The sequence below is a fragment of the Streptomyces sp. cf386 genome (genome assembly GCF_900103585.1).
Classification (GTDB): Bacteria; Actinomycetota; Actinomycetes; order Streptomycetales; family Streptomycetaceae; genus Streptomyces.
Genome location: NZ_FNHV01000001.1, coordinates 185,351 through 197,129, shown reverse-complemented (window position 1 = coordinate 197,129; position 11,779 = coordinate 185,351). Strand labels below are relative to the sequence as shown.

10 protein-coding genes are annotated in these 11,779 nt (G+C 71.2%); 5 read left to right on the top strand and 5 right to left on the bottom strand.

Features of this window, described 5'->3' with window-relative positions; genetic code table 11:
• Positions 1-70 precede the first annotated feature (70 nt).
• On the top strand, positions 71-2,164 hold the full coding sequence (locus BLU79_RS00875) for a SpoIIE family protein phosphatase (protein WP_093903599.1): 2,094 nt from the start codon (positions 71-73) through the stop codon (positions 2,162-2,164).
• 44 nt (positions 2,165-2,208) lie between these two features.
• The gene (locus tag BLU79_RS00870) at positions 2,209-3,072 is read left to right on the top strand and encodes an Fpg/Nei family DNA glycosylase (protein WP_093903598.1); all 864 of its coding nucleotides are present in this window, start codon (positions 2,209-2,211) and stop codon (positions 3,070-3,072) included.
• A gap of 7 nt (positions 3,073-3,079) precedes the next feature.
• Here BLU79_RS00870 and BLU79_RS00865 read toward each other — a convergent pair whose 3' ends face one another.
• The 3 genes from BLU79_RS00865 to BLU79_RS00855 form a co-directional block, all read right to left on the bottom strand.
• Complete coding sequence (locus BLU79_RS00865; protein WP_093903597.1) at positions 3,080-3,733, bottom strand: zf-HC2 domain-containing protein; 654 nt, start codon at positions 3,731-3,733, stop codon at positions 3,080-3,082.
• 151 nt (positions 3,734-3,884) lie between these two features.
• Entirely contained in the window at positions 3,885-4,400 is a 516-nt protein-coding gene (locus tag BLU79_RS00860; RefSeq protein ID WP_093903596.1) for a hypothetical protein, read from the bottom strand.
• A gap of 146 nt (positions 4,401-4,546) precedes the next feature.
• Positions 4,547-5,095 (bottom strand): sigma-70 family RNA polymerase sigma factor, encoded by a 549-nt coding sequence (locus BLU79_RS00855; RefSeq protein ID WP_093903595.1) that lies wholly within the window; start codon positions 5,093-5,095, stop codon positions 4,547-4,549.
• 211 nt (positions 5,096-5,306) lie between these two features.
• Here BLU79_RS00855 and BLU79_RS00850 point away from each other — a divergent pair, with 211 nt between their 5' ends.
• A complete protein-coding gene (locus BLU79_RS00850; protein ID WP_093903594.1) occupies positions 5,307-6,449 on the top strand; it encodes a CapA family protein in 1,143 nt (380 codons plus the stop codon).
• A gap of 16 nt (positions 6,450-6,465) precedes the next feature.
• On the opposite strand, the gene BLU79_RS00845 is transcribed toward BLU79_RS00850, so the two are convergent.
• Positions 6,466-6,939, bottom strand: coding sequence for a MarR family winged helix-turn-helix transcriptional regulator (locus BLU79_RS00845; protein WP_093903593.1), 474 nt, complete (start codon positions 6,937-6,939; stop codon positions 6,466-6,468).
• A gap of 57 nt (positions 6,940-6,996) precedes the next feature.
• Between BLU79_RS00845 and BLU79_RS00840 the strand changes: the two genes are divergently transcribed.
• On the top strand, positions 6,997-7,821 hold the full coding sequence (locus tag BLU79_RS00840) for an alpha/beta fold hydrolase (RefSeq protein WP_256333088.1): 825 nt from the start codon (positions 6,997-6,999) through the stop codon (positions 7,819-7,821).
• A 106-nt stretch (positions 7,822-7,927) separates the two neighbouring features.
• Here BLU79_RS00840 and BLU79_RS00835 read toward each other — a convergent pair whose 3' ends face one another.
• Positions 7,928-8,389: a universal stress protein gene (locus BLU79_RS00835; protein WP_093903592.1), complete on the bottom strand. Its 462-nt coding sequence runs from the start codon at positions 8,387-8,389 to the stop codon at positions 7,928-7,930.
• 99 nt (positions 8,390-8,488) lie between these two features.
• Here BLU79_RS00835 and lysX point away from each other — a divergent pair, with 99 nt between their 5' ends.
• Positions 8,489-11,767, top strand: coding sequence for a bifunctional lysylphosphatidylglycerol synthetase/lysine--tRNA ligase LysX (lysX, locus tag BLU79_RS00830; RefSeq protein ID WP_093903591.1), 3,279 nt, complete (start codon positions 8,489-8,491; stop codon positions 11,765-11,767).
• Positions 11,768-11,779: the final 12 nt, after the last annotated feature.

Here is an 11,779-nt window from a genome sequence, read left to right as displayed (position 1 = left end):
CCGGGCGCCGAGCGGAAACAGTTCCGTCGCCCCAGTCGAAGATTCCGGCAAATCCTGGCAAGGTGGCCCCATGGTTGATCGGGGAGCGAGCGCCCTGTCTCTCCCGGACGACTGGCCCGCCCACCCGGACCCGATTCTGGCGCTCAACCACATGGGCACCTTCGACTGGGACCTGGACACCGGTGTGTTCCACATGGACGCCCAGGCCCACGAGGTCTTCGATCTGCGCCCGGAGGAATACGACGGAAACCCCGCGACCCTGGCGATCCGGGTGCCGCCGCCCGAGGCCTACCGGCTGGACGGCCTCGTCTCCAAGGCGATGAAGGACGGCAGCGAGAACTACGGCGTCTACTTCCGCATCCGCTGCCGCGATGGCGCCCTGCGCTGGACCCACACGCAGGGCTACATCCGCCGCGACGAGACCGGCCGCCCGCGCCGCATCATCGGCATCGTCCGCGACGCCACCGACGAACTCGCCGAGAGCGAGGAGCGGGGCGAGCAGAGCGCCGAGGACGAGGCCCGCCGCCGGCAGACCAACGTCGTCCAGCTCACCACGGCCGCCCTCGCACACGCCCGCACCGTCCAGGACGTCATCGACGTCCTCAAGGACACCCACGGCCTGAGCAACCTCGGCGCCACCAGCCTGGTCATGGGCCTGGTCGAGGCCGGCCGGATCCGGCTGGTCGCCGAGGGCCCCGCCGGCAGCTTCGTGCCCGGGACCCTGGTCACCCGAATAGACGAGCAGTACCCGATGAGCGAGGTCGTACGGACCCTCATCCCGCGGTTCATCGAGTCGCCGGAGGAGTTCGCCGACAGCTACCCGATCCTCTGGCCGCACATCACCGACCTGAACATCACGGCCGCGGCCTATCTGCCACTGATCGCCCAGGCCCGGCCGATCGGCGCCATCGGACTGCTCTACAGCGACCGGGACGGCTTCTCCACCGAGGACCGCAACGTGCTCGTGGCCCTCGGCAGCAGCATCGCGCAGAGCCTGCAGCGGGCCATGTTCTACGAGCAGGAGAAGGACCTCGCCACCGGCCTCCAGCAGGCCATGCTGCCGCGCACCATCCCCAGCGTCCCGGGCGCCGACGTCGCCGTCCGCTACCGCGCCGGCAATGCCGCGGGCTCCCTCGGCCGGGACATCGGCGGCGACTGGTACGACCTGATCCCGCTGCCCGGCGGCCGGGTCGGCGCCGTCATCGGGGACGTCCAGGGCCATGACACCCACGCCGCCGCCGTGATGGGCCAGCTCCGCATCGTCCTGCGCGCCTACGCCGCCGAGGGGCACACCCCGGCCACGGTGATGGCCCGCGCCTCGGTGTTCCTGCACGAGCTGGACACCGACCGCTTCGCCACCTGCCTGTACGCGGAGGCCGACCTGTCCACCGGAGTCATGCAGGTGGTCCGCGCCGGCCACATCGACCCGCTGATCCGGGAGCCCAGCGGCGCCTGCCGTCGCGTCCCGGTCGAGGGCGGGCTGCCGCTCGGGCTGTCCGCGGAGTTCGGGCGGCTCGAATACCCGGTCGGCACCATCGAGTTGGACTCCGACCACACCCTGCTGCTGTGCACCGACGGTCTGGTCGAACAGCCCGGCGCCGACCTGGACGACGGCATGCAGACCCTCACCGCGCTCATCGCCACCGGCCCGAAGGACGTACGGGACCTCGCGGACCGCCTCATCGACGTGGCCGAGGATCGCGGCGGCGACGACGACGTGGCCCTGCTCCTGCTGCGCCGCCGCGTCCTGGACGCCCCGCAGGCCGGTGGCCGCCTCCAGCAGCACGTGGCCCCCGGCGACCCCGAGGCCCTCACCGCGGCCCGGCACATGATCCGCGCCGCCGTACGCGCCTGGGGTGCCGCGGACCGGGCCGACGAGATCGAACTGGTCGCCGACGAGCTGATCACCAACGCCCTGATGCACACCGAGGGATCCGCCGTCGTGACCCTGCGCGTCCTCACCGGCTCGGAGCGCCGGCTGCGCGTCGAGGTCGAGGACTCCTCCAGTGCCCTGCCACGCCGCCGGGAGGCCGGGGAGTCCGGCGTCTCCGGACGCGGGCTGCTCCTCGTCGACCTGCTCACCGACGTATGGGGCGTGGAGGCGCGGGGCGGCGGCAAGGCGGTGTGGTGCGAGTTCCTGGCGCCGGAGCGCCCAGGCAGGTGAGGGAGCCGCCTGGCACTGTCGGTGCCGGGTGGCACTCTGGACCTATGCCGGAACTCCCCGAGGTCGAAGCGCTCAAGGACTTCCTGACCGAGAACCTGGTCGGCCACGAGATCGTCCGCGTGCTGCCCGTCGCGATCAGCGTCCTCAAGACGTACGACCCGCCGGTCACCGCCGTCGAGGGCCACGAGGTCACCGCCGTGCACCGCTACGGCAAGTTCCTCGACCTCGCCACGGCGGACGGCCCCCACCTGGTGACCCATCTGGCCCGGGCCGGCTGGCTGCACTGGAAGGACCGGCTCCCGAGCGGTATGCCCCGCCCCGGCAAGGGCCCGCTCGCGCTGCGCGTGGCCCTGGAGACGGGCGCGGGCTTCGACCTGACGGAGGCGGGCACGCAGAAGCGCCTCGCGGTCTACCTCGTTCAGGACCCGCAGCAGGTCCCCGGTGTGGCCCGACTGGGCCCCGACCCGCTCGCCGAGGACTTCGACGAGGCGCGTCTGGCGGCCCTGCTGAAGGACGAGCGCCGTCAGCTCAAGGGCGCCCTGCGCGACCAGAGCCTCGTCGCCGGGGTCGGCAACGCCTACAGCGACGAGATCCTGCATGTGGCGAAGATGTCCCCGTTCAAGCTCGCGTCGTCACTGACAACCGAGGAGACGGCCAGGCTGTACGAGGCCCTGCGGACGACCCTCACCGAGGCGGTCGAGCGTTCGCGCGGGGTGGCGGCCGGGCGGCTGAAGGCCGAGAAGAAGAGCGGCCTGCGCGTCCACGGCCGCACCGGCGAACCGTGCCCGGTGTGCGGCGACACCATCCGCGAGGTGTCCTTCAGCGACTCCTCGCTCCAGTACTGCCCGACCTGCCAGACGGGCGGCAAGCCACTGGCGGACCGGAGGATGTCGAGGCTGCTGAAGTAGGCACCCGCTACCGGGGCTTGAGCGTCACCAGATGCTCCCCGCCGGTCGTCCGTACCTCGTAGCGCAGGACCTCGTTGGGATGCATCGTCGAGGCGCCCATCATGGTGTTCTCGCGGGCGTCGTGGTCGGCCGCGTGCCAGCTGGTCACCGTCTCCTCCGAGCCGTCCCGGCCGATGGCGATCAGATGGCAGGCGCGCGGACCCGCGCCGTCCTTCACCTTCAGTTCCACCTGGCTGCCGTAGGCCTCGTTCCCGGTCGTGACCTGCGCCCACACACCGGATCGTGCGTCGGTCGCCTGGACGACCTGGACGGGTGCGTCGTCGCCGCCCGCCATCATCGCGACGGCCGGCCCGGCCAGGGCGATCACGACCGAGGCCGCCACGGCGTACAGCGTGCGCCGGCGCAGGGCGCGATGGCGGGCCGCCACCGCCTCGAGCAGCCGGGTCAGCATCTGCGGGCCGGGCTTGGCCATGGGGTGCACGAACTGGGGCGTGGACCGCCGGTACAGCAGCAACTGGCGGGTCACAGGCCCGAACTCGGTCACGTGTGCCGCGCAGCGCGGGCACTCCATGAGGTGGTCCTCGAAGCGGAATGCCTCCGCCTCGGTCAGCACGCCGAGCGCGTACGCGGCGACGTCGCGATGCCTCTCCAGGGACCTCATGCCGAATCCTCGTGCCGTTGGGTGTGGGGTGTGTTACTCCTTGCGCCCACTGGTACGCACCAGGCAGTCGAATCACTCAAGGCCTACACAGAATCGCAACCAAAGGATTCGTAGCGGTCGGTGCCGAGGATTGGTCCGGGAAGAAAAGAACTTAAAAAAGATGGATGGCGAGGTGCCCGAGCGGCAGCCCGAGCTGCCACGCCGGCGTCCACACCTTCGGCCCCTCGTCCTCGCCGACCAGCGCACCACCGCCCGGCACCGCGTTCAGATCGGGCGCGAGCAGCTCGGTCTCCTGCAGCCAACGCCAGGCCGCCTCGGCCAGCTCCAGGTCGGGTGCGGGCCCGCCGGACTCGACCGCCTCGGCAGCGAGGCCCGCCATGCGTTCACGCACCCAGTCCTGCCACGGCTGGTCGTACGCCGTCAGTGACAGCCAGGTCTCCAGCTGGGTGACGACCCGGATGCCGGACAGCTCGCCGTCGGTGTCCGACAGGAAGATGGTCAGCGCCAGGGCGTCACGCCCGGCGCGGAACTCGAAGGACGTCGGTGGCATGAGATCGCCGGTGCGCAGAAGCTCGTCGGCGATGTACTCGGCGTACAACCACGCCATGGGGACGGTCAGTTCACCGCCGCCGGTGCCGTCCGTGCTCTCTTGACCTCTGTGCAGCATCCCTTCCTGCCTTCCTCCGGTGAGTGCGTCGCCCGACCCGGGACCCGAGGATCCTGGCCCAATCCGGAACACGGATGAGGACAGCCGATTACTCAACCGGTGTCTTCAGCAAGGCGCTTTACGGAGGTTTGACTAAGCCGTCGGTTTCACCGCAGGTCGGCCGCGTATCCCGGAAGCACCCTGCGCAGGGCGCGCAGCGCATAGTAAGCGCGGGACTTCACGGTACCGGGAGGAATTCCAAGGGTTTCCGCGGCCTCCGCAACACTCGCCCCTTGGAAGTACACGAGCACCAGGACTTCACGGTGCTCCGGAGTGAGTGTCTTCACAGCCTCGCGCACATCGAGCGCTTCCGCGGCCCGCTCGGCGTGGTCGGACATCACCCGCGCGTTCTCCAGGATCGCGTCCCCGACCTCCGGGGGACGCGCCTGCCGGGCTCGGCGCGCGTCGATCGCGAGCCGCCGCCCGACGGTCAGCAGCCACGGCCGTACGGAGTCGAAGTCGTCTGCGCGGAGCGCCTCGGGATGCTGCCAGGCGCGCACCAGCGTCTCCTGTACGAGGTCCTCGGCGCGCTGCCGGTCGCCGTCGCAGAGCCGGAGCAGCAGCGCGAAGAGGGGCCGGCCGTGCTCGCGCTGCAGTGCGGCGAGCTCGTGCTCGGCGGTCGTCGTCCCGTTCGTGAGGGTGGTTCCGGCCGTCATGGCCGTATGGCATCGCAGGCGGCCGCTGTGGGACAGGGCACACACACGGATCTGCGGCGGACGGTCGATCGCGTCGGCGAACGGTACGACGAACGGTCCCTTCCGCCTATTCGGGGCAGGCCGGACGGGCTAACGAAAGCAGCCGGATTGTTTGCGATCGGGCCCGGATTCATACGTATTGGTGGGTAATACGACCACACGGGGTGAGCTGATGATTGCACGCAGTCGACTTGTGGCCCTGGCTCTGACGGCCGCCCTCGCCGCGGGCGCCGCCTGCCAGGCCGACAACCGCAAAGCGGGGCAACCGGGTGCCTCCGCCGGCCCTCGCGGCTTCACGCTCGTCGCCTCCGGCGACATCCTCCCGCACACCTCCGTCATCGACCGTGCGCGATTCGACGCGGGTGGCTCCGGCTACGACTTCCGCCCGATGCTGGCCGGTGTCCAGTCCGTCGTATCCCGCGCCGACCTGGCGCTGTGTCATATGGAGACCGTCTTCGGCGAGCCGGGCGAGTACACCGGATACCCCACCTTCAAGTCCCCGCAGGAAGTGGCCCGGGGCGTCGCCGCCACCGGCTACGACGGCTGCTCCACCGCCTCCGACCACAGCCTCGACGACGGCGCCGCCGGCATCCTGCGCACCCTCAACGCCCTGGACGAGGCGCGCGTACGGCACGCGGGGACGGCCCGCTCCGAGGGCGAGGCGCGCTCCGTGACCGTGCTGCGCGCGGGACGGGCCAAGGTCGCGCATCTCGCGTACGCCTACGGCGTCAACGGCTTCCCGCTGCCGGCGGGGCAGCCCTGGGCGGTCAACCTGATCGACAAGGCCAAGATCCTCGCGGACGCCCGCGCCGCCCGGGAAGGGGGCGCCGACGTGGTCGTCGTATCGCTGCACTGGGGCACCGAATGGCAGGACGCTCCCGACAACGCGCAGGTGGCCCTCGCCGATGAGCTCACCACCGCGGCCGACGGCGAGCGCCCGGACATCGACCTGATCCTCGGCACCCACGCCCATGTTCCGCAGGCGTACGAGAAGGTCAACGGCACCTGGGTGGTCTACGGCATGGGCGACCAGGTCGCGGGCGCGATGTACAACGAACAGGGCGTCCAGGACCCGCGGGGCAACCAGTCCACCCTCGCCCGCTTCTCCTTCGCCCCGCCCGCCCGGCCCGGCGGTCGCTGGGAGGTGAAGAAGGCCGAGTTCATTCCGCAGTTGTTCGACATCGACGCCGGCCGGGTGATCAATCTCAACCGGGCGCTGGCGAAGGGTGCCGAGCTGAGTGGGGTGCGGGACCGGATCCGGGATGTCGTACTGAGCCGGGGGGCGGCGGAGGACGGGCTGCAGATGGGGGAGTAGGGCCGGGCGGCCGGGGTCAGTCCGTCTCCACGTGGTCGAAGGTCCGCAGCATCTCCTTCAGCACGCGCACACACGCCCGGAGTTCGTCCTCGGTCAGCTCGCCGCCGACCTGCCGGTTCAGGGCGTGCTCGCGCGCGAGGATCGCGGTGATGACGGCCTCGCCCTCGTCCGTGATCCGGATCAGCGAGGACCGCTGGTGCGCGGGATTGACGGTGGCCTCGGCCCAGCCCCTGGCCAGCGCGTCGTTCACCATGCGCTGCACGAACTGCCGGGTCAGCGCCATGACCCGGCCCATCTGAGGCACCGTCATGGGCCCGTACCTGTGCAGCAGGACCAGGACGGAGCGCACGCCGACGGACACCCCCTCGACCTCCTCGCCCTGCTCCAGCTTGCGCAGGCCGCGCCGGTAGAGGGCGCCGATCAGGTCGAACACCTCGCTGACCCGGTGGCCGAGATCGTCGGGGGAGAGGGGCTTGGCGGAGTCGTTCACCCGGCCATGATGACACCTTGGTTGCCAAATTGCTTCGAGGATGACACCTTGGTTGTCATGACGACAGCGACCAAAGCTTCGGACCTGAGCACCTTCGCTTCCGCCGACGGCGACCTCGCCTACCTCGACACCGGATCCGGGGACCTCGTGGTCCTCCTCCACTCCGGATACGTCGACCACCGGATCTGGCACGCCCAGATACCGGCCCTCGCCGCCGGCCACCGCGTGATCGCCCTGGACGTACGCGGCCACGGCTCCTCCGCAAACGCGAGCGAGCCCTTCCGCTGGGCCGACGACGTGGCCGCCCTGCTGCGCCACCTCGACGCGGGCCCCGCGGTCCTCGTCGGCCTGTCCATGGGCGGGCTGATCGCCACCAACACCGTGCTGGAGTACCCGGAACTCGTCCGCGCCGTCGTCACCTGCGGTGCCGCGACCGGCGAGTTCCAGTACACGGACGACTGGACCCGCGCGCTCCAGGCGGAGATGGCCCGCGCGTTGCAGGCCGCGGACGTCGACGGCTGGCTCGACGCGTTCGTGCAGGTCCTGCCCGGCCCGGAGCGGACCGTCGCCGACGTCGACCAGGACAGCCTGCGGCTGATCCGGGACATGGCCCGCGGCACCCTCGCCAAGCACACACCCGGCGAGAAGGACTGGTTCGTGCCCGTGCCGGACACCTTCGCCCGCGCGGCGGAGATCACCGCGCCGCTGCTCACCCTCAACGGCCGCCTGGAACCCGCCGACATGCTTGCCGCGGCCGAGCGCCTTGCCGACACCGTCCACGACGGTCGCGCCGAGGTCGTCGACGGCGTCGGCCACTACCCCAACCTGGAGAAGCCGGATGTCTTCAACAGGATCGTGCTCGACTTCCTGCGGACCCTCTGAAGTCCGGCGCAGCGCGAAGTCTCAGCGTGCGGCCGGGTCAACTCAGGTCCCGCACGCTGAGCGACGCCTGCCCCCGGACAGCGGGTCCGCCCTCGATCCCATGCCTCTACGGCACCACCGTCACGGGCCACCGCCCCGCCTTGACCAACCGCACCGCGACGGAGCCGACGATCCGGTGCCCGGCCTGCTCGGAGGCGCCCACGACCACGGCGTCGGCCTTGAGGTCGTCCGCCGCCTTCACCAGCCCGTTGTAGGGGTCGCCGGGGAAGGTGTGGAACTCCCAGCGGATGTCGAATATCCCCCTGACCCGCTCGGTCGCGTCCCGGATCTCGGCGATCAGGCCCTCGGCGATCTCGTCCGTCGTCTCCGCGACCGGCACCCCGAGGGCGGCGCCCGCCGCCATCACCGGCTGCACGTACACGACGGCGAGCAGGGCGTTCTGTCGTCGGGCCAGGCCGGCGGCGTAGGCCGCCGCGCGGAACGAGGAGTCGGAGCCGTCCACCCCGACCACGATGACCTTGGGCCCGTCAGTGCCCCGCTCGAACCGGTGCGCGTGGTGTTCCGTCACGGCAGGGAGGCTATCGGAAGCCGCAGGTCCCGGCGCCGGGGAGGGCGGGCACGGGGCTCTCGACGGGCGAGGACGCCGAGTGCTTCCTACAGTCGGAACATGAGTGCCACCGTGGAGGCCGCCCCGGCGAAGGACACCACGGGCCGGACACGGCCGCCCGGGAACCGCCTTCTCAGCAGGGTGCCGGAGGGTTTCGCGACCTTCTTCGGCGCCCTCGGACTGCTCTGCGTCCTGCTGGCCTTCATCCCGCCGCTGCGCACCGCGCTGCGCCCGGTCGTGAACGCCCTGGACCAGATCATCGTCCCCGTCAGCGCCAACCTCGCCTACGCCGTCTTCCTGTTCCTGCTCGCCGCCGCGACGGCGGCCCGCAAGAAGATCGCCTGGTGGCTGGTCGTCGTCTATCTCGGCCTGCTCGTCCTGAGCGACGCCCTCGGCACGGCCTTCGGCGACTACTCGGACAACATCCCGTCCCTCATCGTCTGCTCCCTCGCCCTGGCCCTGCTGATCGTCGCCCGCAAGGAGTTCTACGCCGCCTCCCGCCGCGCCGCCCTGCGCCGGGCCATCGGCGTCCTGGTCGTCGGCCTCGCCGTGGGCATCCTCGTCGGCTGGGGGCTCGTCGAGTTGTTCCCCGGCACGCTGCCGCAGGACCAGCGGCTGGCGTGGGCCGCCGACCGGGTCTGCGGCGGCCTCGTCTCCGGCACCAGCTACGACGGCCGGCCACCGCGCCCCCTGTACTTCCTGCTGGGCCTGTTCGGCGCCCTCGCCCTCCTGAACGCCGCCGCGACCCTGTTCCGCTCACAGCGCATGGAGGCCGCCCTGCACGACGACGAGGAGGCCCGCATCCGCGCCCTCCTCAAGGCCTACGGCACCCAGGACTCCCTCGGCTACTTCGCCACCCGGCGCGACAAGGCCGTCGTGTTCTCACCCAGCGGCAAGGCCGCCGTCACCTACCGCGTCGAGGCCGGCGTGTGCCTCGCCAGCGGGGACCCGGTGGGCGACCGGGAGGCCTGGCCGCACGCCATCGCCGTCTGGCTGGATCTGGCCCGCCGCTACGCCTGGGTGCCCGCCGCGATGGGCGCCTCCGAGGACGGGGCCACGGCCTACACGCGCGCCGGACTCGGCGCCCTCCAGCTCGGCGACGAGGCGATCCTGTACGTCCCGGACTTCGACCTCGACGGCCGCGACATGCGGGTCATGCGGCAGGCCGTGCACCGCGTCCGACGGACCGGCGCGCACTGCCGTATCCGCCGCCACGCGGCCCTCAGCGAGGTGGAGATGGAGGAGGTGACCGGCAAGGCCGACGCCTGGCGCGACACCGAGACCGAGCGCGGCTTCTCCATGGCCCTGGACCGCCTCGGCGACCCGACCGACGGCGACTGCCTCCTCGTCGAGGCGCTCGGCGAGGACGGGGAACTGCTCGCCCTGCTCTCCTTCGTGCCCTGGGGCAAGGAGGGCGTCTCCCTGGACCTCATGCGCCGGGACCGCGGCGCCCCCAACGGTGTCATGGAGTTCATGGTCGACGAACTGTGCGCCGTGGCTCCGAAGATGGGCATCCGCAGGATCTCGCTGAACTTCGCCGTGTTCCGCTCGGTCTTCGAGGAGGGCGCCCGCATCGGCGCCGGACCGGTGCTGCGGCTGTGGCGGCGCCTGCTGCTGTTCTTCTCCAAGTGGTGGCAGCTGGAGGCCCTTTACCGCTCCAACGCCAAGTACAAGCCGCAGTGGTATCCGCGCTTCCTCTGCTACGGCGAGGCCGCCTCCCTCGCCCGTATCGGTCTCGCCTCCGGCATCGCCGAGGGCTTCGTGTCCGTACCGTCGCTGCGCAAACTCCGCAGAAAGGGGCACCCGAGGAACGGACCGCGTCCGGCGACCACCGAAGGTCTTCCCTCGCTGGCGGCGCTCGGCCTCGATGGAGGGGACGAGGCCGGGGCGGCCGGGCCGGATGCGGGCCTGCCCGAGCAGGTCCGCATCCGGCACCACACCCTCGACCGGCTGCGCGCGGGCGGCCTGGACCCCTACCCGGTGGGCATCCCGGCCCGCACCCACAGCCTCGCCGACGTCCGCCCAGGCGAGCGGGTCACCGTCGCCGGCCGGATCATGCTCGTCCGCGACTTCGGAGGCATCGTCTTCGCCGTACTGCGCGACTGGTCCGGCGACCACCAACTCGCCCTCACCCGGGGGGACTCCGGCGCCGCCCTCGACCGCTTCACCGCCGACACCGACATCGGCGACCTCATCAGCGCGACCGGCCTGGCCGGCGCCAGCGACAAGGGCGAGCCGACCGTCTTCGTCACCTCCTGGCAGCTCATCGGCAAGTGCCTGCGCCCGCTGCCCGACAAGCGCCGCGGCCTCGCCGACCCCGAGGCCAAGGTCCGCATGCGCTACCTCGACCTGGTCTCCAGCCCCGTCGCCCGCGACGTTGTGCGCGCCCGCTCCGTCGCCGTCCAGGCCCTGCGGCAGGGCCTGCTGGAGCGCGGCTACCTGGAGGTCGAGACACCGGTCCTGCAGCAGATCCACGGCGGCGCCAACGCCCGCCCCTTCACCACCCACATCAACGCCTACGACCTCGACCTCTATCTGCGCATCGCCCCCGAGCTGTATCTCAAGCGGCTGTGCGTCGGCGGCCTGGAGAAGGTCTTCGAGATGGGCCGCACCTTCCGCAACGAGGGCGTCGACTACAAGCACAACCCCGAGTTCACGATCCTGGAGGCCTACCAGGCGTACGCCGACTACGACGTGATGCTGGACCTCGTCCGCGAGCTCATCCAGGGCTGCGCGACCGCCGCCTTCGGCTCACCGATCGCCCGCAAGGACGGCAAGGAGCACGACATCTCCGGGCAGTGGCCGGTCAAGACGGTGTACGGCGCGATCTCCGAGGTGCTGGGGGAGGAGATCGACCCCGACACCGAACTGCTCAGACTGCACCGGTACTGCGACCGCGTGGGTGTGCCGTACACCGCCGACGACGGCCACGGCGACGTCGTCCTGGAGATGTACGAGCGGCTCGTCGAGGAGAAGACCCAGCTGCCCACCTTCTACAAGGACTTCCCGACCGACGTCTCCCCGCTCACCCGCCAGCACCGGGTGGACCCCCGGCTCGCCGAACGCTGGGACCTGGTCGCCTTCGGCACCGAACTCGGCACCGCCTACTCCGAACTCACCGACCCGGTGGAACAGCGCCGCCGCCTCACCGCCCAGTCCCTGCTCGCGGCGGGCGGAGACCCCGAGGCGATGGAACTCGACGAGGACTTCCTCGACGCCCTCGAATACGCCATGCCGCCCACCGGCGGCCTCGGTATCGGCGTCGACCGGCTGGTCATGTTCCTCACCGGCCTGACGATCCGGGAGACCCTGCCGTTCCCGCTGGTACGCCGTCGCTGACAGGGGGTCATA